The sequence below is a fragment of the Klebsiella sp. GB_Kp056 genome (assembly GCF_040064755.1).
Taxonomy (GTDB): Bacteria; Pseudomonadota; Gammaproteobacteria; order Enterobacterales; family Enterobacteriaceae; genus Klebsiella; species Klebsiella quasipneumoniae.
On the sequence record NZ_JBEAJA010000036.1, the window covers coordinates 86,192 to 112,616 of the forward strand.

The following is a 26,425-nucleotide window of genomic DNA, read 5'->3' on the forward strand; positions in this document are numbered from 1 at the left end:
TTATGCACGAGAATCAACAACCACAAACCGAGGCTTTTGAGCTGAGTGCGGCAGAGCGTGAGGCTATTGAGCACGAGAAGCACCACTACGAAGACCCGCGTGCGGCGTCCATCGAAGCGCTGAAAATCGTTCAGAAACAGCGCGGCTGGGTGCCGGATGGCGCGATCTACGCCATTGCCGATGTGCTGGGCATCCCGGCCAGCGACGTCGAAGGCGTGGCGACGTTCTACAGCCAGATTTTCCGCCAGCCGGTTGGCCGTCACGTGATCCGCTACTGCGACAGCGTGGTGTGCCACATTACCGGCTATCAGGGAATTCAGGCCGCCATCGAGAAGAAGCTGAACATCAAGCCAGGGCAGACCACCTTTGATGGCCGCTTTACCCTGCTGCCGACCTGCTGCCTGGGCAACTGCGACAAGGGACCGACCATGATGATTGATGAGGACACTCACAGCCATCTGACGCCGGAGGCAATTCCTGACCTGCTGGAGCAGTACAAATGAAAACCGTAATTCGTACTGCGGAAACGCATCCGCTCACTTGGCGCCTGCGCGACGACAAGCAGCCGGTCTGGCTGGACGAGTATCGCAGCAAAAATGGCTATGAAGGGGCGCGAAAAGCGCTGACCGGCATGGCGCCGGACGAAATCGTCACGGCGGTAAAAGACGCTGGCCTGAAAGGGCGCGGCGGCGCGGGCTTCTCCACCGGTCTGAAGTGGAGCCTGATGCCGAAAGACGAGTCCATGAATATCCGTTACCTGCTGTGTAACGCCGATGAAATGGAGCCGGGCACCTATAAAGACCGCCTGCTGATGGAGCAGCTGCCGCACCTGCTGGTGGAAGGCATGCTGATCTCCGCGTTTGCGCTGAAGGCCTACCGCGGCTACATCTTCCTGCGCGGAGAGTATATCGAAGCGGCCCAGCATCTGCGCCGCGCGATTGCCGAAGCCACCGAGGCGGGCCTGCTGGGGAAAAACATCCTCGGCACCGGTTTTGACTTCGAGCTGTTTGTCCACACCGGGGCAGGGCGCTATATCTGCGGCGAAGAGACGGCGCTGATTAACTCCCTGGAAGGTCGCCGCGCTAACCCGCGCTCCAAGCCGCCGTTCCCGGCGAGCTCCGGCGTGTGGGGTAAGCCGACCTGCGTCAACAACGTGGAAACCCTGTGCAACGTGCCGGCGATTTTGGCCAACGGCGTTGAGTGGTACCAGAACATCTCCACCAGTAAAGATGCCGGCACCAAGCTGATGGGCTTCTCCGGCCGCGTGAAGAACCCGGGCGTCTGGGAGCTGCCTTTCGGCACCACTGCCCGCGAGATCCTGGAAGATTACGCCGGCGGCATGCGCGATGGCCTGAAGTTTAAAGCCTGGCAGCCGGGTGGGGCAGGGACCGACTTCCTCACCGAAGCGCACCTCGATCTGCCGATGGAGTTCGAAAGCATTGGTAAAGCGGGCAGCCGTCTGGGCACCTCGCTGGCGATGGCCGTTGACCACGAGATCAACATGGTCTCGCTGGTGCGCAACCTCGAAGAGTTCTTCGCCCGCGAGTCCTGCGGCTGGTGTACGCCGTGCCGCGATGGGCTGCCGTGGAGCGTGAAGATCCTGCGCGCCCTGGAGCGCGGCGAAGGCCAGCCTGGCGATATCGAAACCCTTGAGCAACTGTGTCGATTCCTGGGCCCGGGTAAAACCTTCTGCGCGCACGCGCCGGGCGCGGTTGAGCCGCTGCAGAGCGCGATTAAATATTTCCGCGAAGAATTCGAGGCTGGCATTAAGCAGCAGTTCAGCAATACCCATGCAATCAACGGGATTCAGCCGAACCTGCTTAAGACGCGCTGGTAATCTAAAGGTTTTTTTATTTTTGGAAGCACGCTAATGGCTACGATTCATGTAGACGGCAAAGAATACGAGGTCAACGGAGCGGACAACCTGCTGGAGGCTTGTCTCTCTCTTGGGCTTGATATTCCCTACTTTTGCTGGCACCCGGCGCTAGGGAGCGTCGGTGCTTGCCGCCAGTGTGCGGTGAAGCAATATCAGAACGCGGAAGACACGCGTGGTCGCCTGGTGATGTCCTGTATGACTCCGGCATCCGACGGCACCTTTATTTCTATCGACGATGGCGAAGCGAAGCAGTTCCGCGAAAGCGTGGTGGAGTGGCTGATGACCAACCACCCGCACGACTGCCCGGTCTGCGAAGAGGGCGGCAACTGCCACCTGCAGGATATGACGGTGATGACCGGCCATAGCTTCCGCCGCTATCGTTTTACCAAGCGTACCCACCGCAATCAGGATCTGGGGCCGTTTATTTCTCACGAAATGAACCGCTGCATCGCCTGCTACCGCTGCGTGCGCTACTACAAAGATTATGCCGACGGCACCGATCTGGGCGTCTATGGCGCCCACGACAACGTCTACTTCGGCCGCCCGGAAGATGGCACCCTGGAGAGTGAATTCTCCGGCAACCTGGTGGAAGTCTGCCCGACCGGCGTCTTCACCGATAAAACCCACTCCGAGCGCTATAACCGTAAATGGGACATGCAGTTTGCGCCGAGCATCTGCCAGCAGTGTTCCATCGGCTGTAACATCAGTCCGGGCGAACGCTATGGCGAACTGCGTCGTATCGAAAACCGTTATAACGGGACCGTTAACCGCTACTTCCTCTGCGACCGCGGTCGTTTCGGCTATGGCTACGTGAACCTGAAAGACCGTCCGCGTCAGCCGGTTCAGCGCCGCGGCGACGATCTGATTACCCTGAACGCCGAGCAGGCGATGCAGGGCGCGGCGGATATTCTGCGCCAGTCGAAGAAAGTGATCGGCATCGGCTCCCCGCGCGCCAGCATTGAAAGCAACTTCGCGCTGCGCGAGCTGGTGGGCGCCGACAACTTCTATACCGGCATCGCCAAAGGCGAACAAGCGCGCCTGCAGATGATGCTGAAAGTGCTGCGCGAAGGTGGGATCCACACCCCAAGCCTGCGCGATATCGAATCCTACGACGCGGTACTGGTGCTGGGGGAAGACATTACCCAGACCGGCGCGCGCGTCGCGCTGGCGGTGCGTCAGGCGGTGAAAGGGAAAGCACGCGAAATGGCGGCGGCGCAGAAAGTGGCCGACTGGCAGATCGCCGCGATCCTCAACATCGGCCAGCGCGCCAAACACCCGCTATTCGTCACCAACATCGATGACACCCGCCTGGATGACATCGCCGCGTGGACCTACCGCGCGCCGGTGGAAGATCAGGCGCGTCTCGGCTTCGCCATCGCCCATGCGCTGGACGACAGCGCGCCGGTGGTTGACGGCCTGAGCCGTGAACTGCAGGGGAAAGTCGATGTCATCGTCCAGGCGCTGGCCGGGGCGAAAAAACCACTGATTATTTCCGGGACCAACGCCGGCAGCATGGAGATCATCCAGGCCGCCGCTAACGTGGCGAAAGCCCTGAAAGGCCGCGGCGCCGACGTCGGCGTGACGATGGTTGCCCGCGCGGTGAACAGCGTCGGTCTGGGTATGATCGGCGGCGGCTCGCTTGAAGAGGCGCTGGACGAACTGGAAAGCGGCGCCGCAGACGCGGTTATCGTGCTGGAAAACGACCTTCACCGTCATGCTTCCGCCGCCCGCGTCGACGCAGCGCTCTCCAAAGCGCCGCTGGTGATGGTGGTTGACCATCAGCGCACGGCGATTATGGACAAAGCGCACCTGGTGCTCTCCGCGGCAAGCTTTGCGGAAAGCGACGGTACCGTGGTCAACAACGAAGGCCGCGCTCAGCGCTTCTTCCAGGTCTACGACCCGGCCTACTACGACGCGAAAACCGTCATGCTGGAAAGCTGGCGCTGGCTGCATTCCCTGCACAGCACCGTTAACAACCGTCAGGTTGACTGGACGCAGCTGGACCACGTCATCGATGCCGCGATTGCCGCCCTGCCGCAGCTGGCGGGCATTAAAGACGCCGCGCCGGATGCGACCTTCCGCATTCGCGGTCAGAAGCTGGCGCGTGAACCGCACCGCTACAGCGGCCGCACAGCGATGCGCGCCAACATCAGCGTCCACGAACCGCGTCAGCCGCAGGATAAAGACACCATGTTCGCCTTCTCCATGGAAGGGAACAACCAGCCGTCCGCCCCGCGTTCGCAGATCCCGTTCGCCTGGGCGCCGGGCTGGAACTCCCCGCAGGCATGGAACAAGTTCCAGGATGAAGTGGGCGGGAAACTGCGCCACGGCGATCCGGGCGTCCGTCTGTTTGAAGCGTCCGCCAGCGGGCTGGAATACTTCACGGCGGTGCCGGCCAGCTTCCAGGCGGAAGACGGGAAATGGCGTATCGCGCCGTACTACCACCTGTTTGGCAGCGATGAGCTGTCACAGCGCGCGCCGGTGTTCCAGAGCCGGATGCCTGAGCCGTACATCAAGCTGAACCCGGCGGATGCCGCGAAGCTTGGCGTCAACGCCGGGGCGATGCTCTCCTTTAGCGTGGAAGGCCAGACCCTGCGTCTGCCGCTGGTTATCTCTGAAGGTCTGACCGCAGGACAGGTTGGCTTACCGATGGGCATGCCGGGCATTGCGCCGGTACTGACCGGATCGCGTATTGATTCACTGCAGGAGGCGCAAGCATGAGCTGGTTAACGCCGGATCTTATCGACATTCTGTTAAGCATCCTGAAGGCCGTGGTCATTCTGCTGGTGGTGGTCACCTGCGGCGCGTTCATGAGCTTCGGCGAGCGTCGTCTGCTCGGTCTGTTCCAGAACCGCTACGGGCCAAACCGGGTGGGCTGGGGCGGTTCGCTGCAGCTGGTCGCCGACATGATCAAAATGTTCTTTAAAGAGGACTGGGTTCCGCGCTTCTCGGATCGCGTGATCTTTACTCTGGCGCCGGTGATCGCCTTTACTTCGCTGCTGCTGGCCTTCGCCATTGTGCCGGTCAGCCCGACGTGGGTGGTGGCCGATCTGAACATCGGGATCCTGTTCTTCCTGATGATGGCAGGCCTGGCGGTATACGCGGTGCTGTTCGCCGGTTGGTCGAGCAACAACAAATACTCGCTGCTGGGGGCGATGCGTGCTTCCGCGCAGACCCTGAGCTACGAAGTGTTCCTCGGCCTCTCCCTGATGGGCGTGGTGGCGCAGGCGGGGTCATTCAACATGACCGATATCGTCAACAACCAGGCGCATCTGTGGAACGTTATTCCGCAGTTCTTCGGCTTCGTGACGTTCGCCATCGCCGGCGTGGCGGTGTGTCACCGTCACCCGTTCGACCAGCCGGAAGCGGAGCAGGAGCTGGCCGATGGTTACCACATTGAATATTCCGGCATGAAGTTCGGTCTGTTCTTCGTCGGTGAATACATCGGTATCGTCACCGTTTCAGCGCTGATCGTCACGCTGTTCTTCGGCGGCTGGAATGGCCCGTGGTTACCTCCTTTCATCTGGTTCGCGCTGAAAACCGCGTTCTTCATGATGATGTTCATTTTGATCCGCGCATCATTACCGCGTCCGCGCTATGACCAGGTAATGTCCTTTGGCTGGAAGGTATGCCTGCCGTTAACGCTGGTCAACTTGTTGGTAACGGCGGCTGTCATTCTCTGGCAGGCGCAATAAGGGGTGAATTGAACATGACCTTAAAAGAATTATTGGTGGGGTTCGGCACCCAGGTCCGGAGTATCTGGATGATTGGCCTGCATGCCTTCGCCAAACGTGAAACCCGGATGTACCCGGAAGAGCCGGTCTATCTGCCGCCGCGCTATCGCGGCCGGATCGTGCTGACGCGCGATCCGGACGGTGCAGAGCGCTGCGTCGCCTGTAACCTGTGTGCGGTAGCCTGCCCGGTGGGCTGTATTTCTCTGCAGAAAGCAGAGACGGTAGACGGCCGCTGGTACCCTGAGTTCTTCCGCATCAACTTCTCACGCTGCATTTTCTGCGGTCTGTGCGAAGAAGCGTGCCCGACCACGGCGATCCAGTTGACCCCGGACTTTGAGCTGGGTGAATACAAGCGTCAGGATCTGGTGTACGAAAAAGAGGATCTGCTGATTTCCGGTCCGGGCAAATACCCGGAATATAACTTCTACCGGATGGCGGGTATGGCAATCGACGGCAAAGATAAGGGCGAAGCGGAAAACGAAGCTAAGCCGATCGACGTCAAGAGCCTGTTACCGTAAGGAGAGGGCAATGGAATTCGCTTTTTATATCTGTGGCCTGATCGCCATCCTCGCAACCTTGCGGGTCGTCACCCACACCAATCCGGTGCATGCGCTGCTGTACCTGATCATTTCGCTGTTAGCGATTGCCGGGGTGTTCTTCTCGCTGGGCGCTTACTTCGCCGGGGCGCTGGAGATTATCGTCTACGCCGGGGCCATTATGGTGCTGTTCGTCTTCGTGGTGATGATGCTCAACCTGGGCGGCAGCGAAATCGAACAGGAACGCAAATGGCTGCAGCCGGGGATCTGGATTGGCCCGGCCATCCTCTCCGCGGTGCTGCTGGTGGTTATCGTTTACGCCATCCTGGGGATTAACGACCAGGGTATCGACGGCGCGGCGATCAACGCCAAAGAAGTGGGTATTGCGCTGTTTGGGCCGTACGTCCTGGCGGTGGAGCTGGCCTCCATGCTGCTGCTGGCGGGCCTGGTGGTCGCCTTCCATATCGGCCGCGAAGAGCGCGCCGGCGAGGTGCTGAGCAACCGCGTGAACGACAGCGACAAAAGAAAAACGGAGGAACACGCATGATCCCCTTAACACATGGACTGATCCTCGCGGCCATCCTGTTTGTGCTTGGTCTGACGGGGCTGGTGATCCGCCGCAATCTGCTGTTTATGTTGATCAGCCTGGAAATCATGATTAACGCCGCCGCGCTGGCCTTTGTGGTGGCGGGCAGCTACTGGGGCCAGACTGATGGTCAGATTATGTATATCCTCGCTATCAGCCTCGCGGCTGCGGAAGCGAGTATCGGTCTGGCGCTGCTGCTGCAGCTCCATCGTCGCCGCCAGAACCTGAACATCGATTCAGTAAGTGAGTTGCGTGGATGAACATGCTTGCCTTAACCATTCTTTTGCCATTAATTGGCTTTGTGCTGCTGGCCTTTTCCCGCGGGCGCTGGTCGGAAAACCTTTCCGCCACCGTTGGCATGGGCTCGGTAGGCCTGGCGGCGCTGGTCACCGCCTACGTCGGCGTTGACTTTTTCGCTAACGGCAAACAGGCGGTCAGCGTGCCGCTGTGGACCTGGATGTCGGTTGGGGATTTCAACATCGGCTTCAACCTGGTGCTGGACGGCCTGTCGCTGACCATGCTCTCCGTGGTGACCGGCGTCGGCTTCCTGATCCATATGTTCGCCTCCTGGTATATGCGCGGTGAAGAGGGCTATTCCCGCTTCTTCGCCTACACCAACCTGTTTATCGCCAGCATGGTGGTTCTGGTACTGGCCGATAACCTGCTGCTGATGTACCTGGGTTGGGAAGGGGTGGGTCTCTGCTCTTACCTGCTGATCGGTTTCTACTACACCGATCCGAAGAACGGCGCCGCAGCGATGAAAGCGTTTGTGGTGACCCGCGTCGGCGACGTGTTCCTCGCCTTCGCGCTGTTCATTCTTTATAACGAACTGGGTACCCTCAACTTCCGCGAAATGGTTGAGCTGGCGCCGCAGCACTTCGCTAACGGCAGCACCACGCTGCAGTGGGCGACGCTGATGCTGCTCGGCGGCGCGGTCGGTAAATCCGCCCAGCTGCCGCTGCAAACGTGGCTTGCCGATGCGATGGCGGGTCCGACGCCAGTCTCCGCGCTGATCCACGCCGCCACCATGGTTACCGCGGGCGTCTACCTGATCGCCCGTACCCACGGTCTGTTCCTGATGACGCCGGAAGTGCTGCATCTGGTCGGGATCGTCGGGGCGGTAACGCTGGTGCTGGCGGGCTTCGCCGCGCTGGTGCAGACCGACATCAAACGCGTTCTCGCTTACTCCACCATGAGTCAGATTGGCTACATGTTCCTCGCGCTGGGCGTGCAGGCATGGGATGCGGCGATTTTCCATCTGATGACCCACGCGTTCTTTAAAGCGCTGCTGTTCCTGTCGTCGGGTTCGGTGATTCTCGCCTGCCATCACGAACAGAACATCTTCAAGATGGGCGGCCTGCGCAAATCTATTCCGCTGGTGTACGTCTGCTTCCTGGTGGGGGGCGCGGCGCTGTCCGCTCTGCCGCTCATTACCGCAGGCTTCTTCAGTAAGGATGAGATTCTGGCGGGGGCGATGGCCAACGGCCATATCAACCTGATGGTGGCGGGCCTGGTCGGCGCCTTTATGACCTCGCTGTACACCTTCCGCATGATTTTCATCGTGTTCCACGGTAAAGAGCAAATTCACGCGCACGCAGGGAAGGGGATCACCCATCATCTGCCGCTGATTGTGCTGCTGGTGCTGTCCACCTTCGTTGGCGCGCTGATCGTGCCGCCGCTGGAAGGCGTCCTGCCGCAGACCACTGAACTGGCGCATGGCAACGTGATGACGCTGGAGATTGCCTCCGGGATCATCGCCATTGCCGGCATCCTGATCGCCGCATGGCTGTGGCTGGGCAAACGCACCCTGGTGACCTCTATCGCCAACAGTGCGCCTGGCCGCTTCTTCGGTACCTGGTGGTTCCATGCCTGGGGCTTCGACTGGTTATACGACAAAGTCTTCGTTAAGCCATTCCTCGGCATTGCCTGGCTGCTGAAGAGCGATCCGCTGAACGCATTGATGAACATCCCGGCGATCCTCTCCCGCTTCGCAGGTAAAGGCCTGCTGGTGAGCGAGAACGGCTATCTGCGCTGGTATGTGGCGTCAATGAGCATCGGCGCGGTGGTGGTGCTGGCGCTGCTGATGGTATTGCGTTGAGTTTGAGAACCATTGTGTTGCCCGGCGGCGCGCTGCTTGCCGGGCCTACGGGACCGTAGGTCGGGTAAGCGTTAGCGCCACCCGACAAAACAAGCCTCAAACCGAAGTGAATTTTCTGTGAGAATTCGTTGAAAATCAGGTCGTAAAGGACAGGCATTATCGGCGAAGTCAACGTGGACGCCGCCTGCGCGGAGCAACCGGAGCGTATTAAAGTACGTGAGGATTGTGAGCACAGCCGGAGTTCACTATGACGAGTAAGATAGCCTGAACCGGACTTAAATAAGGAATAAAAATCACCATGTTATTGCCTTGGTTGATATTAATCCCCTTTATCGGCGGCTTCCTGTGCTGGCAGACCGAACGCTTTGGCGTGAAAGTGCCGCGCTGGATCGCGCTGATTACTATGGGACTGACGCTGGCGCTTGGCCTGCAGCTGTGGATGCAGGGCGGCTATTCTCTGACGCAATCCGCGGGTATTCCGCAGTGGCAGTCTGAGTTCGTGCTGCCGTGGATCCCACGCTTCGGCATTAGCATTCATCTGGCGATCGACGGCCTGTCGCTGCTGATGGTGGTGCTGACCGGCCTGCTCGGCGTGCTGGCGGTGCTCTGTTCCTGGCGCGAAATCGAAAAATACCAGGGATTCTTCCACCTCAACCTGATGTGGATCCTGGGCGGCGTCATCGGCGTGTTCCTCGCCATCGACATGTTCCTGTTCTTCTTCTTCTGGGAAATGATGTTGGTGCCGATGTACTTCCTGATCGCGCTGTGGGGCCACAAAGCCTCTGACGGTAAAACGCGTATCACGGCGGCCACTAAGTTCTTCATCTACACCCAGGCGAGCGGCCTGGTGATGCTGATCGCCATTCTGGCGCTGGCATTCGTCCACTTCAACGCCACCGGCGTGTGGACTTTCAACTATGAAGAGCTGTTGAAAACCCCGATGTCCCACGGCGTGGAATACCTGCTGATGCTCGGCTTCTTCATCGCCTTCGCGGTGAAAATGCCGGTGGTGCCGCTGCACGGCTGGCTGCCGGACGCCCACTCCCAGGCGCCGACCGCCGGTTCCGTCGACCTCGCGGGGATCCTGCTGAAAACCGCGGCCTACGGTCTGCTGCGCTTTGCGCTGCCGCTGTTCCCGAACGCCTCCGCCGAGTTTGCGCCCATCGCGATGTGGCTGGGCGTGATCGGGATCTTCTACGGCGCGTGGATGGCCTTTGCGCAGACGGATATCAAACGTCTTATCGCCTACACCTCCGTGTCCCACATGGGCTTCGTGCTGATTGCTATCTACACCGGCAGCCAGCTGGCGTATCAGGGGGCGGTGATCCAGATGATTGCTCACGGTCTCTCCGCGGCGGGTCTGTTTATTCTCTGCGGCCAGCTGTACGAACGTCTGCATACCCGTGACATGCGTCAGATGGGCGGTCTGTGGAGCAAAATCAAATGGCTGCCGGCGATGTCGATGTTCTTCGCCGTCGCCACCCTGGGGATGCCGGGCACGGGTAACTTCGTCGGCGAATTTATGATCCTGTTCGGCAGCTATAAAGTGGTGCCGGTGATCACCGTAATCTCGACCTTTGGTCTGGTATTCGCGTCCGTTTACTCGCTGTCGATGCTGCATCGCGCTTATTTCGGTAAAGCGAAAAGCGAAATCGCGGCGAAAGCGCTGCCGGGGATGTCCCTGCGTGAACTGTCTATCATCCTGCTGCTGGTGGTGCTGCTGGTGCTGTTGGGCTTCTTCCCGCAGCCGATCCTCGACACCTCGCATGCTGCGATGAGCAACATTCAGCAGTGGTTTGTTAATTCTGTTTCTACTACAAGGCCGTAATTCGCCATGACAATAACTCCACAACAACTGATCGCACTGCTACCGCTGCTGATCGTCGGCTTGACGGTGGTGGTTGTGATGCTCTCCATTGCGTGGCGACGCAATCATTTTCTCAATGCCACGCTGTCGGTTCTCGGGCTTAACGCCGCGCTGGTCTCGCTCTGGTTCGTCGGCCAGAACGGGGCGATGGACGTCACGCCGCTGATCCGCGTTGACGGCTACGCTATGCTCTATACCGGGCTGGTGCTGCTGGCGAGCCTCGCGACCTGTACTTTCGCCTACCCGTGGCTTGAGGGTTACAAGGACAACAAAGAAGAGTTCTACCTGCTGGTGTTGATTGCCGCCCTGGGCGGCATTCTGCTGGCCGGTGCGAATCATCTGGCGGCGCTGTTCCTCGGCATCGAGTTGATCTCCTTGCCGCTGTTCGGCCTGGTCGGCTACGCCTTCCGCCAGAAGCGTTCGCTGGAAGCGAGCATCAAATACACCATCCTCTCCGCGGCAGCCTCCTCTTTCCTGCTGTTCGGTATGGCGCTGGTGTATGCGAACTCCGGCAACCTGTCCTTCCTTGCGCTGGGCAAGAGCCTGGCGGACAACACCCTGCACGAGCCGCTGCTGCTGGCAGGGCTCGGCCTGATGATCGTCGGTCTTGGCTTTAAACTGTCGCTGGTGCCGTTCCACCTGTGGACGCCGGACGTTTACCAGGGGGCGCCTGCGCCGGTCTCCACCTTCCTGGCGACCGCCAGCAAGATTGCTATCTTCGGCGTGGTGATGCGTCTGTTCCTGTACATGCCGGTGGGCAACAGCGAAGCGGTGCGCGTGGTGTTGGGGCTGATCGCCTTCGCCTCTATCATCTTCGGTAACCTGATGGCGCTGAGCCAGACCAATATCAAACGTCTGCTCGGTTACTCTTCTATCTCCCACCTCGGCTATCTGCTGGTGGCGCTGATCGCCCTGCAAAGCGGCGAAATGTCGATGGAAGCCGTTGGCGTCTACCTGGCCGGCTACCTGTTCAGCAGCCTCGGCGCGTTCGGCGTGGTCAGCCTGATGTCCAGTCCATACCGTGGCCCGGACGCGGACTCGCTGTTCTCCTACCGCGGTCTGTTCTGGCACCGTCCGATCCTGTCGGCGGTGATGACGGTGATGATGCTCTCCCTGGCCGGTATCCCAATGACGCTCGGCTTTATCGGTAAGTTCTATGTGCTGGCCGTCGGTGTTCACGCCCATCTGTGGTGGCTGGTTGCCGCGGTGGTTGTCGGCTCGGCGATCGGTCTCTACTACTACCTGCGCGTGGCGGTGAGTTTGTACCTGAGCGCGCCGGAGCAGCTGAACCGTGATGCGCCGTCGAACTGGCAGTACAGCGCGGGCGGTATCGTGGTGCTGATCTCTGCCCTGCTGGTGCTGGTGCTCGGTATCTGGCCGCAGCCGCTGATTAGCATCGTGCAGCTGGCGACGCCGCTGATGTAAGTTGATTGCCTCAATAAAAAAACCGCCGGAATGGCGGTTTTTTTATGCCCGGAATGTTACGCCACCCTGTAGACCATAAAGTCTTCCGCCAGCAGGGTGTCCGGGAAAATCTCCCGGCATTCCGCCAGCATCCGCAGGCAGCCTTCGGCATCGTAGCGTGAGCTAAAGTGGGTGGCGATTAGCGTGCCGACCCCCGCTTCTTTGGCAAGCGCTGCGGTCTGCTGACTGGAAGAGTGGCCGCGGCTATTGGCTTTCTCCGCCATCGCCTGCTCCAGCGTGGTTTCGTGCACCATCACATCCGCCCCGCGCGCCATTTCCAGCGCCTGCGGGCAGGGGGCGGTATCGCCGAAGATGGCCAGCGTTTTACCCGGCGTAGCGGGCCCCAGGTAGCGGCTGCCGTCGATCGTCCGGCCATCCGCCAGCGTGACCTGTTCACCGCGCTTAAGCCGGTGAAACAGCGGTCCGGGGGGCACGCCGTCGGCAATCAGCTGGGCGGCGTCGAGGGCGCCGGGCTTGTCATGCTGCTCAATGCGATACCCGTAGCACTCCACCGGATGGCTGAGCGGGAACGCGGTGACCCGATAGCCCTCTTCGTCGAACACCAGACCGGGGCCGACTTCGACGATGGTCAGGGGATAATCGGTCCACGAACCGCTGAGGCGCAGCGCGGTGTCAATGAATTCCTTTATTCCTTTTGGTCCGTAGACCGTCAGCGGCAGCGAATTCCCCTGCATCGAGCGGCTGCACAGCAGGCCGGGCAGGCCGAACAGATGGTCGCCGTGCAGATGGGTAATAAAGATCTTATTCAGTTTGCCAGGATGATGGGGCGTATGCAGAAATTGATGCTGGGTCCCTTCGCCGCAGTCAAACAACCACATTTCGGCGCGGGTTGGCTGTTGCAAATTGAGTATTATCGACGTCATATTACGCGTGCGGGTCGGCACCCCGGCGGATGTCCCCAAAAAAGTTAATTCCATCGTCCAGTGTCCTCAGGGCGAGTCGCAAAGTATCAGTATATCAATAAGGAGCAGCAGATGATGACCTGGCAGGATCTCCATCATAGTGAACTGACCGTTGCCCAGCTGTATGCGCTGCTGAAGCTGCGCAGCGAAGTCTTTGTCGTGGAGCAGCAGTGCGCCTATCAGGATGTCGACGGCGATGATTTGGTCGGGGAAAATCGCCATCTGCTCGGCTGGCGCGATGGCGAACTGGTGGCCTATGCGCGGATCCTTAAAAGCGAAGAGACGTACGATCCGGTGGTGATTGGCCGGGTTATCGTCAGCCCCGCCGCGCGCGGCGAAAAGCTCGGCCATCAGCTGATGGCGCAGGCGCTGGCCAGCTGTCAGCGGCACTGGCCGCAAAAGGCGATTTACCTCGGGGCGCAGGCGCATCTGCAAGCCTTTTACGCCCACTTCGGTTTTACGCCAGTGACTGAGGTCTATGATGAGGACGGCATTCCGCACATCGGCATGGCGCGGGAAAGCCGCGCTCTCTGACCCCTGAACACTCGCGTCCCAACCTTGTTCCGGGCCGGCGAGCGGGTGAGTTAAAACCCGCTCCCTCGTCATGGGTACTGCTATTCCGCCGTTGAACCCCTTATAATGTGGGGTTTTACTACCGTGGAGGTTTGCGTGCTGTCTGTTTCCACTGCGCTGGCCCGTTTACGTGACGGCCTGAGTGAGCCCTTTCCTGACTCACCCGGCACGCGAATTATCGATATTGCCTTTCCGCTGAATGATGCCTTCGATCCGCTGCTATGGTGCGGCCAGCAGCCGCAGTGGCCGCAGTTCTACTGGCAGCAGCGCAATGGCGACGAGGAGCTGGCGGCGCTGGGGGCGGTAAAAAGCTTTCCCTCGCTCGACGCCGCAAACCGCTTTTTACACCAGGCCGGGCGGCAGGATCTGCGCATCTGCGGCCTGAATGCGTTTGCCCCGCAGCAGGGCCGGCTGGTGCTGCCGCGTCTGGAGTGGCGTCGGTGCGGCGGCAGGGCCGTGATGCGGCTGGTGCTGCACAGCGACCTCTCCCTGCGCGACGATGCCGTGACGGCGGGTGATTTTCTCGCCAGTCTGACCACCGCCCAGGCGACCCCTGGCGGCGTGCCGCCGCTGCTGAGCGAGCGCCACTCCTCCGATTATCCCCAGTGGCAGGCAATGATAGACCAGGCGACGCAGGCCATCGCCGCCGGCGACATGGATAAAGTGGTGCTGGCGCGGGCAACCGACCTGCAGTTTGCCGCCCCGCTGGATGCCGTGAGCATCATGGCCGCCAGCCGCAGCCGCAATCTTAACTGTTTTCATTTCCTGATGGCGTTCAATGCCCGGCAGGCGTTTTTCGGCTCCACGCCGGAGCGGCTGTGGCGCCGGCGCGGCGCGCTGCTGCGCACCGAAGCGCTGGCGGGCACCGTCGCTAATCATCAGGATGACGCGAAGGCGCAGCAGCTGGCCGACTGGTTGATGAAAGACGACAAAAATCAGCGGGAAAACATGCTGGTGGTGGAGGATATCTGCCAGCGCCTGCAAAGTGAGGCCTCGACGCTGGACGTTCTGCCGCCGCAGGTGGTGAGGCTGCGCAAGGTGCAGCATCTCCGACGCTGCATCTGGACCGAGCTGGCGGAGCCTGACGACAGCCGCTGTCTGCTGCAGCTCCAGCCCACCGCCGCGGTGGCCGGCCTGCCGCGGCGGGCGGCGCTCTCATTCATTCAGCGCCATGAACCTTTTTCCCGTGAATGGTACGCCGGTTCCGCCGGGTATCTGTCGCTGGCGCAAAGCGAGTTTTGCGTGGCGCTGCGTTCGGCGAAAGTGGACAACGACACTCTGCGACTGTATGCCGGGGCGGGGATCGTCAGCGGCTCCGATGCGCAGCAGGAGTGGCAGGAGATTGACAACAAAGCGGCCGGGCTGCGCTCGCTGCTGTGTCCATAAGACGGGAATGACGATGCATATCAAAACGCCGTCACTTTGCCTTATCTATACTTAGCATCAATATTTGATACCGGACAATTTCATGTCAGTAAGCGCATTTAACCGACGCTGGGCGGCGGTGATCCTGGAAGCTTTAACGCGCCACGGCGTGCAGCATATCTGCATTGCGCCGGGCTCGCGCTCGACACCCTTAACCCTGGCGGCGGCGGAAAACCGCGCCTTTATCCATCATACCCATTTTGACGAACGCGGCCTTGGCCACCTGGCGCTCGGTCTGGCGAAAGCCAGTCGTCAGCCGGTGGCGGTTATTGTGACCTCCGGGACCGCCACCGCGAACCTATATCCGGCGCTGATTGAGGCGGGGCTTACCGGGGAAAAGCTGATTCTCCTGACCGCTGACCGTCCGCCGGAGCTGATCGACTGCGGCGCCAATCAGGCGATTCGTCAGCCGGGGATGTTCGCCTCCCATCCGTCGCAGACGATTTCTCTGCCGCGTCCCTCGCAGGATATTTCCGCCCGCTGGCTGGTCTCGACCCTCGACCAGGCCTTGGGCGAGCTGCACGCCGGCGGGGTGCATATCAACTGCCCGTTCGCCGAACCGCTGTATGGCGATATGGATGATACCGGCGTGGAGTGGCAGCAGCAGCTCGGCAACTGGTGGCAGAGCGATAAACCCTGGTTACGTCAGGCGCTGCAGATGGAAAGTGAGAAACAGCGCGACTGGTTCTTCTGGCGGCAAAAGCGCGGCGTGGTCGTGGCGGGCAGAATGAGCGCCGCCGAAGGGAAAAAAGTGGCCGAGTGGGCGCAAACCCTCGGCTGGCCGCTGATCGGCGATGTCCTGTCGCAGACCGGGCAGCCGCTGCCGTGCGCTGACCTGTGGCTGGGCAACGGCAAAGCGGTGAGCGAGCTGGCGCAGGCGCAGATCGTGGTTCAGCTCGGCAGCAGCCTGACCGGCAAGCGGGTCCTGCAGTGGCAGGCCACCTGCGAGCCTGATGAATACTGGCTGGTGGATAATCTGCCCGGCCGTCTCGATCCGGCGCAGCACCGCGGCCGTCGTCTGCTCGCCAGCATTGACCGCTGGCTTGAGCTTCACCCGGCGGAGAAACGCCAGCCGTGGGCGACGGCTATTCCTGAACTGGCCCGACAGGCGTGGGAGGCGGCGGTCGCCAGCAACGAACCCTTTGGCGAAGCGCAGCTGGCGCAGCGAATTCGGCGCTATCTGCCGGAACAGGGGCAACTGTTTGTCGGCAACAGCCTGGTGGTGCGCCTGATCGACGCCCTGGCGCAGCTGCCGGCTGGCTACCCGGTTTACAGCAACCGCGGCGCCAGCGGCATTGATGGCTTGATCGCCACCGCCGCCGGCGTCCAGCGCGCCAGCGCCCGGCCAACCCTGGCTATCGTCGGCGATCTTTCGGCGCTGTACGATCTCAACTCGCTGGCCCTGCTGCGCCAGGCGTCGGCGCCGCTGGTGCTGATCGTGGTGAACAACAACGGCGGGCAGATTTTCTCCATGCTGCCGACGCCGCAGGACGAGCGGCGCCAGTTCTACTTAATGCCGCAGGACGTTGATTTCAGCCACGCGGCGGCGATGTTCGGCCTGGTCTATCATCGCCCGGCTGACTGGCAGGCGCTGGATGAGGCGCTGGCCGGCGCCTGGCGCAGGGCAGGGGCGACGGTGATTGAGCTGGCGGTCAATGAGACCGACGGCACGCAGACCCTCCAGCAGCTGCTGGCGCAGGTAAGTCGCCTGTGACCCTCAGCGCTGCAGTCGAACATGGCCAGCCGGGTTATCCCTGGCTGGTCTTTCTGCACGGTTTTTCCGGCGACCGCCATGAGTGGCGGGAAGTAGGCGACGCGTTTCGCGCCTGGCCGCGGCTGTATCTCGATCTGCCGGGCCACGGCGGCTCGGCGGATATCGCGGTGCAGGACTTTGCCGGGGTCAATATTTTGCTGCAGGCTACGCTTAATAGTTACAACATACTTAACTACTGGCTGATCGGTTACTCGCTGGGGGGCCGGGTGGCGATGAACTTCGCCTGCCAGCCGCGCGCGGGCCTGCGCGGCCTCGTCGTTGAGGGCGGCCATCCGGGGCTGCAGGATGCCGAAGCGCGGCAGGCGCGGCGCAGCAACGACAGCGCCTGGGCGGAACGTTTTCGCCATGAGCCGTTGGCGCAGGTCTTTGCCGACTGGTATCAGCAGCCGGTCTTCGCTTCACTGGATGCCGGGCAGCGCGCGGCGCTGGTCGCCTTACGCAGCCGGAACAACGGCGCGACGCTGGCCGAGATGCTGCAGGCGACCTCCCTTGCCGGGCAGGCCGATCTGCGCGCGTCCCTGCAGGCGCGCGATTTCCCCTTTCACTACCTGTGCGGCGAGCGCGACGCGAAGTTTCGCGCCATCGCGCAGGCGCTCGCGGCGGATCTCCATCTTATTCACCATGCCGGACACAACGCGCACCGGGACAACCCGGCGGCGGTGATTGCCTGTCTGGCGCAGATTCTGGCAAGTTAACTGAAGGACATTCTATGATCTCTCTTGATGAAGCAATGCTCTATGCCCCTGTTGAATGGCACGATTGTTCCGAAGGCTATACCGATATTCGCTATCACAAATCGGCCGACGGCATTGCCAAAATCACAATCAATCGCCCGCAGGTGCGCAACGCTTTCCGCCCGCTGACCGTCAAAGAGATGATCCAGGCGCTGGCGGATGCTCGTTATGACGACAATATCGGGGTGATTGTCCTGACCGGGGAAGGTGAGAAAGCCTTTTGCGCCGGCGGCGATCAGAAAGTCCGCGGCGATTACGGCGGCTATCAGGACGACTCCGGCGTGCATCATCTCAACGTACTCGACTTTCAGCGCCAGATCCGCACCTGCCCGAAACCGGTGGTAGCGATGGTGGCCGGCTACTCTATCGGCGGCGGCCACGTGCTGCACATGATGTGCGATCTGACCATCGCGGCGGAAAACGCCATCTTCGGTCAGACCGGGCCGAAAGTCGGCTCCTTCGACGGCGGCTGGGGCGCCTCCTATATGGCGCGCATCGTCGGGCAGAAAAAAGCGCGCGAAATTTGGTTCCTCTGCCGTCAGTATGACGCGCAGCAGGCGCTGGACATGGGGCTGGTGAACACCGTGGTGCCGCTGGCGGATCTGGAAAAAGAGACGGTGCGCTGGTGTCGTGAAATGCTGCAGAACAGCCCAATGGCGCTGCGCTGCCTGAAAGCGGCGCTGAACGCCGACTGCGACGGCCAGGCCGGTCTGCAGGAGCTGGCGGGCAACGCCACTATGCTGTTCTACATGACGGAAGAGGGACAGGAAGGCCGCAATGCCTTCAACCAGAAACGTCAGCCGGACTTCAGCAAATTTAAACGGAATCCCTAATGCGCGTTTCGCAGGTTTACCGCTGGCAGATACCGATGGACGCGGGCGTGGTGCTGCGAGAACGGCGGTTAAAAACCCGCGACGGGCTGTTCATCCACCTGCGGGAGGGTGAGCGGGAGGGCTGGGGGGAAATTTCTCCCCTGCCGGGATTCAGCGCAGAGACCCTGGCGGAGGCGCAGGCGGCGCTGCTGCCCTGGGCTCAGGCCTGGCGCGACGGCGCGGAGCCGGCGCTTCCTGCGCTGCCCTCTGTCGCCTTTGGCATCAGCTGCGCGCAGGCGGAGCTCAGCGGCGAGCTGCCGCAGGCCGCGGATTATCGCGCGGCGCCGCTCTGCTCCGGCGATCCGGATGAGCTGTTCGCCAGACTGGCGGCGATGCCCGGCGAGAAAGTCGCTAAGGTGAAAGTGGGGCTCTGGGAGGCGGTCCGCGACGGCATGGTGGTTAATCTACTGCTGGAAGCCATCCCCGACCTGCAGCTGCGTCTGGATGCCAACCGGGCCTGGACGCCGCTGAAAGCGCAGCAGTTTGCGAAATATGTCGATCCGGTGTATCGCCAGCGCATTGCCTTTCTTGAGGAACCTTGTAAAACGCGGGAGGACTCGCGGGCCTTTAGCCGCGAAACCGGGATCGCTATCGCCTGGGATGAAAGCCTGCGTGAGGCGGATTTTCGCTTCGTCGCCGAGCCTGGCGTGCGCGCGGTGGTGATCAAGCCGACGCTAACCGGCAGTTTACACCGGGTTCAGCAGCAGGTCGCCGCGGCCCATGCGCTGGGGCTGAGCGCGGTGATCAGCTCGTCGATCGAGTCCAGCCTCGGGTTAACCCAGCTGGCGCGGGTTGCCGCCTGGCTGACGCCGCAGACCATCCCCGGACTGGACACCCTGTCGCTGATGGGCGCCCAGCTGGTGCGGGCGTGGCCGGAAAGCACCCTGCCGATGATCAGCATCGATACGCTGGAGCCGCTGCTGTGACCTTTCGCGACTGGCCCTGGCGCCACTGGCGCCAGCGGCGCGGAGAGGCGCAGGCGCTGCGCCTGAATGACCAGCCGCTGACCTGGCGCGACCTGTGCGCCCGCGTTGACGTGCTGGCGGCCGGGTTTGCCGCGCAGGGCGTAACCGAAGGTCACGGGGTGGCCCTGCAGGCTTTTAACCAGCCGTCGACGCTGCTGGCCTGGCTGGCGCTGCTGCAATGCGGCGCGCGGGTGTTGCCGCTGAATCCGCAGCTGCCGACGGCGTTGCTGCAGGAACTGCTGCCAGCGTTGACCGTCCAGCATCAGCTGGTGCTTAACGGCGATGCGCTGCCGGGGGATTTACCGGCGTTAACCCTGCAGGCGACAGCGGGAACCCATGCTGTGCCGTGGCGTGGGGATCGTTTCGCCTCAATGACGCTGACCTCGGGGTCGACCGGTTTGCCGAAGGCGGCAGTGCATCATGCCAGCGCCCATCTGGCCAGCGCCGCCGGCGTGCTGGCGCTGATGCCGTTTGCCGCAGAAGATGACTGGCTGCTGTCGCTGCCGCTGTTTCATGTCTCCGGCCAGGGGATTATGTGGCGCTGGCTGCTGGCCGGCGCGCGGCTGACGGTGCGCGATAAACAGCCGCTGGCGCAGATGCTGCAGGGCTGTACCCATGCTTCGCTGGTGCCGACTCAGCTGTGGCGCCTGCTGAATGACGATGCTGCGCTTACCCTCAAGGCGGTGCTGCTCGGCGGCGCGGCGATCCCGGTCGAATTGACCGAGCGGGCGCGGGGGCAGGGGGTACGCACCTACTGCGGCTACGGCCTGACCGAATTCGCTTCCACCGTCTGCGCTAAAGAGGCCGACGGCGCGGCGGATGTGGGCGCGCCGTTGCCGGGGCGGGAGATGAAAATCGTTGCCGGCGAGGTCTGGCTGCGGGCGGCGAGCATGGCCGCGGGCTACTGGCGCGACGGTCAATTGTTGCCATTGACCAACGACGAAGGGTGGTTTGCCACCCGCGATCGCGGCGAGATCATCGATGGACGGCTTACTCTCCTCGGGCGCCTGGATAATCTCTTTTTCAGCGGTGGGGAAGGGATCCAGCCGGAGGAGGTGGAACGGATCATCGGGGCGCATCCGCAGATACAGCAGGCGTTTGTCGTGCCGCTGGACGATGCGGAATATGGCCAGCGTCCGGTAGCGGTGGTGGAATGCGATGACGGCTGCGAAATGAGCGTGCTGGCGGCATGGAGCGCGGAACGGCTGGCGCGTTTCCAGCAGCCGGTGCGTTGGCTGCGGCTGCCGGAAACGTTAAAGAACGGTGGGATTAAGATCTCGCGCCGGGCGCTGCGCGAATGGGTCAATTCGCCGGCTTAGCCGATATTGGCTTCGGCGCGACGCTGGCGCTGTTTACGTCGCAGACGCAGCAGCGGCGGCACCACCAGCACGGCGATAGCCAGCACCAGCAGCGTTTTGGTCACCCCGCTTTGCCACAGGATCGCCAGATTGCCGTTGCTGATCGACAGCGCGCGACGCAGGTTCTGCTCCAGCATCTCCCCCAGCACGAAGCCAAGGATCAGCGGCGACATCGGGAAGTGCATTTTGCGCATGATGTAGCCGAGCACCCCGAGCCCCACCATCAGCAGCAGGTCAAAAGTGGTGCTGTGTACCGCGTAGACGCCGACGGCGGAGACCGCGGCGATGGCCGGGACCAGAAACCACAGCGGAATGGTCAGCATACGGGTGAACAGGCCGATCAGCGGAATGTTCATAATAAGCAGCATCACGTTGGCGATCAGCAGGGCGGCAATCAGCCCCCAGACGATATCCGGCTGCTCGGTGAACATTGCCGGGCCGGGGGTGATGTTATACAGCGTCAGCGCGCCCATCATCACCGCGGTGGTGCCGGACCCCGGCACGCCGAGCGTCAGCATGGGAATAAAGGAACCGCAGGCGGAGGCGTTATTGGCCGCTTCCGGCGCCGCCACGCCGCGAATATCGCCCTTGCCGAAGTTATCGCTGTTACCGCTGAGTTTTTTCTCCGTCATGTAGGTAATGGCGCTGGCGATGGTCGCCCCGGCGCCGGGCAGAATGCCGACGAAGAAACCCACCACCGAAGAGCGCAGGGTCGCGCCGACGCACTGCGCGGCCTCTTTGGTGTTAAACAGCATCCGTCCGGTTTTCCGCACCAGCGTTTGTCCGCCGCTGGTGCTCTCCAGCATCAACAGGATCTCTGAAACCGAGAACAGGCCGATCACCACCACAATAAACTGTACGCCGTCCGAGAGATGGACGCTGTCGAAGGTGAAGCGGTAAACCCCGGTATTGGCGTCCACCCCTACCGTCGCCAGACCCAGGCCGATTAACGCCGCGAGGAACGACTTCAGCGGGTTCTGCGCCATCATGCTGCCAAGACAGGCGATGGCGAAGACCATCAGCGCGAAGTACTCCGCCGGACCGAACGCCAGCGACCACTGGGCGAGCAGCGGCGCGAACAAAATAATACCGCCGATGGCGATCATTGAGCCAAAGAAGGAACTGACGGCGGAAATCGACAACGCAACGCCGCCGCGACCCTGCTGGGCCATCGGATAGCCGTCGAGGGCGGTCATAATGGCGGCGGCATCGCCGGGCACGTTCAACAGAATTGATGAAATACGCCCGCCGTATTCGCAACCGATATAGACCGTCGCCAGCAGGATCAGCGCCGACTCCGCGGGTAAATGCAGGGCGAAAGCCAGCGGCAGCAGAATCGCCACGCCGTTGATAGGCCCCAGCCCCGGCAGGAGGCCGACGATAGTCCCGACAAAGCAGCCGATCAGGGCGATCAGCAGGTTCTCCGGCGTCATGGCGACGGCGAAGCCCTGCGAGAGATAGATCCAGGTATCCATAAACGCCTCCGTTAATTAAACCAGATGCCAAGGGGCAGGGTGACATCGAGCAGGGTGTCGAAGGCGTACCATAACGACACGCCCATCGCGACGCCGGCAATGCCCGCTGCCGGCAGCGTCGCGCCGAACAGCAGACCAATGATCGCCGTCAGCAGCGCGGTGGCCAGCGGAAAACCGAGCCATTCAAACCCCCAGGCGTAGACCACCAGCACCACGACCATGGTCAGCAGACGCTGCAGCACATGCCGTCCCGGCCACTCGACGGCGTCCGGGCGACGCAGCAACATTAACGCCGAGCACAGCAGCATCAGGCCGATGATCCCGAGCGGGAAGGGACGCGGGCCGACGGGTTCATAGGCGTATTCGCTGTGGATCTGCCAGGCGATAAACAGACCGCCAATACATAACAACAGCCACACTCCGGCAAAAATACGATCGCTCATTAGCGCCTCCGCGGATTATTTTGCCAGGCCAAAGGCTTTCGCCTGTTCGCGATAGTCGTTGACCTGCTGCTTAACGTAGGTATCGAGCTCCTTGCCGTTCATGTTGAATTCAAACAGGCCGCGCAGTTCACGTTGCTTTTTGAACGCTTCGGTTTGCTGCAGTTTAGTGAATTCATCGACCCACCACTGGTACTCGGCGTCGCTGACTTTCGGGCCCATAAAGAAGCCGCGAATAATCGGCCAGACCAGGTCGTAGCCCTGCTCTTTAGCGGTAGGGACATCGGCGAGCGCGCCCGGCAATCGTTCACTGGAGAAGACCGCCAGCACGCGGATTTTATTGCCCTGCAGATAGGGCACCATCTCGCTGAGATCGCCGGAGACCGCCTGCACATGGTTGCCGAGCAGCGCGGTCACCGGCTCGCCGCCGCCTTCAAAGGCGACATAGCGCATTTTATGCGGGTCGACGTTGGCTTTTTGCGCCAGCAGCGCCGCTTTCATCCAGTCCTGGCTGCCGATGGAGGCCCCGGCGCCAATCACGATGCTGGAGGGATTTTTCTCCATCGCGGTCATAAACGACTTCAGATCTTTCCATGGCGAATCGGCGCGCACGGCGATCATGCCGTAGTCGGTGCCGACGCTCGCCAGCCAGCGCACGTCATCGACGCTGTAACGGCCGAATTTACCCTGCGACAGGTTCAGCAGCGAGCCGCCGGAGAAGGCGACGACGGTCCCCGGCTCTGCCGGGCGCTGGGCGACAATGGCGTTGTAGGCTACCGCGCCCACGCCGCCGGGCATATAGGTGACGCGCATCGGTTTCTCGATAGCGCCGGTTTCCATCAGGCTCACCTGAATCAGCTTACAGGTCAGGTCAAAGCCGCCGCCGGGTTTAGCGGGCGCGATACATTCGGTGCGGGACGGGGCCTCCGCGGCGAAGGCGGATGTGGTGCAAAGGCACAGCGCGATGGCGCTCAGATGGCGGAAAAATGGCGTTTTCATAGGCTTCCTCAGCAGGTACAGGGCAGGTTTTTTTGATTATGTGAACCGACATATGGCGATTCGGTTGCATGATTGTTAAAACAGTTACCTTTCATTTCCCTTTCAATGCAGCAGCAACGTTACAGGATGTGATATGCGTCTCTTATTAGCCGAGGATAATCGTGAGCTGGCTCACTGGCTGGAAAAAGCGCTGGTGCAGGGCGGTTTTGCCGTAGATTGCGTCGCTGACGGGCGTGCGGCCGACCATCTGCTGCAAAGCGAGCAATATGCGCTGGCGGTGCTGGATATCGGTATGCCGGGGTTCGATGGCCTTGAAGTGGTGCAGCGGCTGCGCAAGCGCGGGCAGACCCTGCCGGTGCTGTTGCTGACCGCCCGCAGCGCGGTAGCGGACCGGGTGAAGGGCTTAAATGCCGGCGCGGATGACTATTTACCTAAGCCCTTTGAGCTGGAAGAGCTCGACGCCCGCCTGCGGGCGCTGCTCCGGCGCAGCGAAGGGCAGGTGCATGAGGTGCAGCAGCTTGGCGAGCTGGCGTATTGTGACGAAGGCTATTTTTTACTCCGCGGCCAGATGTTGTCTCTGACGCCGCGCGAGCTGGCGCTATTGAAGGTGCTGATGTTTCGCCGCACTCGCCCGGTTTCCCGTCAGCAGCTGTTCGAACAGGTGTTCAGCCTCAGCGATGACGTCAGTCCGGAAAGCATCGAACTCTACATTCACCGTCTGCGCAAGAAACTTCAGGCGAGCAATGTGCGTATAACCACCCTGCGCGGTTTAGGCTATCTGCTTGAGTGCGAGCGCCATGAGATGGAGTAAGCCGCAATCGCTCTATGCCCAACTGTTGCTGTTTCTCGGCCTGCCGCTGGTCCTGCTGTGGGGACTCTCCGCGTTTAACAGCTACGTCAGCGCGCTGCAGGCGGCGACGCAAGCCTACGATCGTACCCTGCTGTCGTCGGCGCGGACGGTGGCCGAGCAGCTGGTGGTTCGCGGAGGGCAACTGGAGGTGAATGTGCCCTGGGTGGTGCTGGACAGCTTCGAGCTCAATATGAACGATCGTCTCTATTACAAGGTGCTCGACCCGCAGGGGAAGGTCATTTCCGGCTATGACGATCTGCCCGCGATGCCGCCCTCCACCTCGCGAACTCAGCTCTATCCGGCGCTGGCGTGGTTTTATCATACCGAATATCGCGGTCAGGCAATCCGCGTGGCGCGCCTGCTGCAGCCCATCAACGAAGGCGGCATCGTTGGCATGGCGGAGATATATATTGCCGAAACGCTGCAGTCCCGCCGCTGGCTGGCCGGACAATTACTCTTCTCATCCTGGGTGTCGCAGGGGTTACTGGTCCTGTTGACGCTGGTGCTGGCAGCCTGGCTGCTGCGCCGCGTGCTGCGGCCCATGCGTCAGCTCTCCGCGCTGATGGTGCGCCGTGAACCCGGTCTGCTGACGCCGCTGCCGGAGCTGCTGCCCTGGTCGGAAACGCGGCTGCTGATTGTCGCGTTCAACCGCTACATCGACCGTCTGCGGGTGATGATCTCCCGCCAGGAGCGCTTCAGCGCCGATGCGTCCCATCAGCTGAAAACACCGCTGGCGGTGCTGAAAACGCAGGCTTCGGTAGCCCTGGCCAGCGACGATCCGCAACTGTGGCGCGAAAGTCTGCAGGCGATGCGCGCCACGCTGGACGATACGGTCTTGTTAACGGAGCGGTTGCTGCAGCTGGCGACGGTAAAACAGCGGGAGCAGGCGTTTGCGGTGATTAACTTGCCGGAGATTGTGCGCAACAGCTGCTTTTCACGTATCGCGCAAGCGCGGAGCAAACATATCGATCTTGGCTACGAGGGCGAGCAGTCGGCGGTATATGTGGCAGGCGATAGCGTTCTGCTGGGGGAGCTGTGCGCTAACCTGCTCGACAATGCCATTCACTATACCCCGGAATATGGAACGGTCACGCTTAGCCTGCATCGCGATGGCGACGCCGTGTTGCTTAGCGTGGAAGACAGCGGTCCGGGAATTGACGACCACCAGGTACACCAGGCGCTGATGCCGTTTCGCCGCCTCGATAACGCGGGCGCGATTCCCGGCGCCGGGCTGGGCCTGGCGCTGGTTAACGATATTGCTCGTTTGCATCGTAGCCACCTGCAGCTTTCGCGCAGCGAAAGCCTGGGCGGACTGAAGGCGACGCTGCGCCTGCTGACCGTGGCGTCAGAGTAGCCCCTTCATGCTCAGGGTGAGGCGGGTGGCGGCATTGAGATCGTAGTTTTTAAGCTCATCCGCTTTCACCCAGGCGTAATCGTCAAACTCCTCGTTGATCGTTACGTCGCGATTGGCGCTAACGCAGTCGAAGATCAGATAGATCATATAGATCGTTTCCTGGCGCCCGTCGGGATAGGTTTTCACGCGGGTATCGTCGCGGAAGCTCCATGGCGTGATACGGGCCAACTGCAGTTTTTCGCCAAGCTCCTCGCGGACTTCGCGTCGCAGCGCCTCTTCAATACTTTCCCCCGGCTCCACGCCGCCGCCGGACAAGGCCCATTGTCCGGGAAAAACACCGCGGTCGGCAGCCATCTTGCACAACAGGTAATGGCCATCATTTTGGATTAGCGGGCAAACAATCGTCCTTTGACGCATGATTTTTCTCCTTCGCAGTAAGTCGGGCCGGGTATCGAGGAAACAGTTTGCGAGGCGCCTCGGCAAACCGCAAGGGAAATACGGCGCTGGCTTTACAGAGTGATA

24 protein-coding genes are annotated in these 26,425 nt (G+C 61.4%); 19 read left to right on the top strand and 5 right to left on the bottom strand.

What is annotated here, in order from left to right; genetic code table 11:
• Window positions 1-2: 2 nt before the first annotated feature.
• From nuoE to nuoN, 10 genes are all read left to right on the top strand, one after another.
• Window positions 3-503, top strand: coding sequence for an NADH-quinone oxidoreductase subunit NuoE (gene nuoE, locus ABLV52_RS04070; RefSeq protein WP_002913160.1), 501 nt, complete (start codon window positions 3-5; stop codon window positions 501-503).
• Entirely contained in the window at window positions 500-1,837 is a 1,338-nt protein-coding gene (nuoF, locus tag ABLV52_RS04075) for an NADH-quinone oxidoreductase subunit NuoF (RefSeq protein ID WP_002913158.1), read from the top strand. Before nuoE ends, nuoF begins: the two co-directional genes overlap by 4 nt.
• Before the next feature lie 33 nt (window positions 1,838-1,870).
• A complete protein-coding gene (gene nuoG / locus ABLV52_RS04080) occupies window positions 1,871-4,597 on the top strand; it encodes an NADH-quinone oxidoreductase subunit NuoG (protein WP_348890035.1) in 2,727 nt (908 codons plus the stop codon).
• A complete protein-coding gene (gene nuoH, locus ABLV52_RS04085) occupies window positions 4,594-5,571 on the top strand; it encodes an NADH-quinone oxidoreductase subunit NuoH (protein WP_023290510.1) in 978 nt (325 codons plus the stop codon). The genes nuoG and nuoH overlap by 4 nt, the downstream gene beginning before the upstream one ends.
• Before the next feature lie 14 nt (window positions 5,572-5,585).
• On the top strand, window positions 5,586-6,128 hold the full coding sequence (nuoI, locus tag ABLV52_RS04090) for an NADH-quinone oxidoreductase subunit NuoI (protein WP_002913152.1): 543 nt from the start codon (window positions 5,586-5,588) through the stop codon (window positions 6,126-6,128).
• Between the two features lie 10 nt (window positions 6,129-6,138).
• Window positions 6,139-6,693, top strand: a complete 555-nt coding sequence (nuoJ, locus tag ABLV52_RS04095) for an NADH-quinone oxidoreductase subunit J (RefSeq protein WP_004201743.1) — start codon at window positions 6,139-6,141, stop codon at window positions 6,691-6,693.
• Complete coding sequence (gene nuoK / locus ABLV52_RS04100) at window positions 6,690-6,992, top strand: NADH-quinone oxidoreductase subunit NuoK (protein WP_004865088.1); 303 nt, start codon at window positions 6,690-6,692, stop codon at window positions 6,990-6,992. The genes nuoJ and nuoK overlap by 4 nt, the downstream gene beginning before the upstream one ends.
• Window positions 6,989-8,830 (top strand): NADH-quinone oxidoreductase subunit L, encoded by a 1,842-nt coding sequence (gene nuoL, locus ABLV52_RS04105; RefSeq protein ID WP_032453592.1) that lies wholly within the window; start codon window positions 6,989-6,991, stop codon window positions 8,828-8,830. The genes nuoK and nuoL overlap by 4 nt, the downstream gene beginning before the upstream one ends.
• A gap of 298 nt (window positions 8,831-9,128) precedes the next feature.
• Window positions 9,129-10,658: an NADH-quinone oxidoreductase subunit M gene (gene nuoM / locus ABLV52_RS04110; RefSeq protein ID WP_048297929.1), complete on the top strand. Its 1,530-nt coding sequence runs from the start codon at window positions 9,129-9,131 to the stop codon at window positions 10,656-10,658.
• Between the two features lie 6 nt (window positions 10,659-10,664).
• On the top strand, window positions 10,665-12,122 hold the full coding sequence (nuoN, locus tag ABLV52_RS04115; protein WP_004201737.1) for an NADH-quinone oxidoreductase subunit NuoN: 1,458 nt from the start codon (window positions 10,665-10,667) through the stop codon (window positions 12,120-12,122).
• Window positions 12,123-12,178: 56 nt separating this feature from the next.
• Here nuoN and rnz read toward each other — a convergent pair whose 3' ends face one another.
• A complete protein-coding gene (gene rnz, locus ABLV52_RS04120; protein ID WP_044524264.1) occupies window positions 12,179-13,099 on the bottom strand; it encodes a ribonuclease Z in 921 nt (306 codons plus the stop codon).
• 57 nt (window positions 13,100-13,156) lie between these two features.
• Here rnz and ABLV52_RS04125 point away from each other — a divergent pair, with 57 nt between their 5' ends.
• From ABLV52_RS04125 to menE, 7 genes are all read left to right on the top strand, one after another.
• Complete coding sequence (locus ABLV52_RS04125; protein WP_048336241.1) at window positions 13,157-13,618, top strand: GNAT family N-acetyltransferase; 462 nt, start codon at window positions 13,157-13,159, stop codon at window positions 13,616-13,618.
• A 135-nt stretch (window positions 13,619-13,753) separates the two neighbouring features.
• Window positions 13,754-15,043, top strand: a complete 1,290-nt coding sequence (menF, locus tag ABLV52_RS04130) for an isochorismate synthase MenF (protein ID WP_348890037.1) — start codon at window positions 13,754-13,756, stop codon at window positions 15,041-15,043.
• An 82-nt stretch (window positions 15,044-15,125) separates the two neighbouring features.
• Entirely contained in the window at window positions 15,126-16,796 is a 1,671-nt protein-coding gene (gene menD / locus ABLV52_RS04135) for a 2-succinyl-5-enolpyruvyl-6-hydroxy-3-cyclohexene-1-carboxylic-acid synthase (RefSeq protein WP_048297927.1), read from the top strand.
• A complete protein-coding gene (menH, locus tag ABLV52_RS04140; protein WP_044524260.1) occupies window positions 16,793-17,551 on the top strand; it encodes a 2-succinyl-6-hydroxy-2,4-cyclohexadiene-1-carboxylate synthase in 759 nt (252 codons plus the stop codon). Before menD ends, menH begins: the two co-directional genes overlap by 4 nt.
• A 14-nt stretch (window positions 17,552-17,565) precedes the next feature.
• On the top strand, window positions 17,566-18,423 hold the full coding sequence (gene menB, locus ABLV52_RS04145; RefSeq protein ID WP_004201730.1) for a 1,4-dihydroxy-2-naphthoyl-CoA synthase: 858 nt from the start codon (window positions 17,566-17,568) through the stop codon (window positions 18,421-18,423).
• Window positions 18,423-19,388 carry an o-succinylbenzoate synthase gene (menC, locus tag ABLV52_RS04150; protein ID WP_348890039.1) on the top strand — a complete coding sequence of 322 codons (966 nt, stop codon included), beginning with the start codon at window positions 18,423-18,425 and terminating at the stop codon, window positions 19,386-19,388. The genes menB and menC overlap by 1 nt, the downstream gene beginning before the upstream one ends.
• Entirely contained in the window at window positions 19,385-20,746 is a 1,362-nt protein-coding gene (gene menE, locus ABLV52_RS04155; RefSeq protein ID WP_348890041.1) for an o-succinylbenzoate--CoA ligase, read from the top strand. Before menC ends, menE begins: the two co-directional genes overlap by 4 nt.
• Here the strand turns inward: menE and ABLV52_RS04160 are convergent.
• From ABLV52_RS04160 to ABLV52_RS04170, 3 genes are read right to left on the bottom strand one after another with little or no spacing between them, the layout of a single operon-like run.
• A complete protein-coding gene (locus ABLV52_RS04160; protein WP_023290502.1) occupies window positions 20,743-22,260 on the bottom strand; it encodes a tripartite tricarboxylate transporter permease in 1,518 nt (505 codons plus the stop codon). The genes menE and ABLV52_RS04160 overlap by 4 nt on opposite strands.
• 11 nt (window positions 22,261-22,271) lie before the next feature.
• Window positions 22,272-22,703 (bottom strand): tripartite tricarboxylate transporter TctB family protein, encoded by a 432-nt coding sequence (locus ABLV52_RS04165; protein WP_023290501.1) that lies wholly within the window; start codon window positions 22,701-22,703, stop codon window positions 22,272-22,274.
• A gap of 15 nt (window positions 22,704-22,718) precedes the next feature.
• Complete coding sequence (locus ABLV52_RS04170; protein WP_023290500.1) at window positions 22,719-23,699, bottom strand: tripartite tricarboxylate transporter substrate binding protein; 981 nt, start codon at window positions 23,697-23,699, stop codon at window positions 22,719-22,721.
• A 133-nt stretch (window positions 23,700-23,832) separates the two neighbouring features.
• On the opposite strand from ABLV52_RS04170, the gene tctD reads away from it, so the two are divergent.
• Together tctD and ABLV52_RS04180 are read left to right on the top strand one after the other, a co-directional pair.
• The gene (gene tctD, locus ABLV52_RS04175; protein ID WP_032453566.1) at window positions 23,833-24,510 is read left to right on the top strand and encodes a transcriptional regulator TctD; all 678 of its coding nucleotides are present in this window, start codon (window positions 23,833-23,835) and stop codon (window positions 24,508-24,510) included.
• Window positions 24,497-25,903 carry a sensor histidine kinase gene (locus ABLV52_RS04180; protein ID WP_348890042.1) on the top strand — a complete coding sequence of 469 codons (1,407 nt, stop codon included), beginning with the start codon at window positions 24,497-24,499 and terminating at the stop codon, window positions 25,901-25,903. The genes tctD and ABLV52_RS04180 overlap by 14 nt, the downstream gene beginning before the upstream one ends.
• On the opposite strand, the gene nudI is transcribed toward ABLV52_RS04180, so the two are convergent.
• On the bottom strand, window positions 25,895-26,320 hold the full coding sequence (gene nudI, locus ABLV52_RS04185; RefSeq protein WP_049013197.1) for a nucleoside triphosphatase NudI: 426 nt from the start codon (window positions 26,318-26,320) through the stop codon (window positions 25,895-25,897). The genes ABLV52_RS04180 and nudI overlap by 9 nt on opposite strands.
• Between the last annotated feature and the right edge of the window lie 105 nt (window positions 26,321-26,425).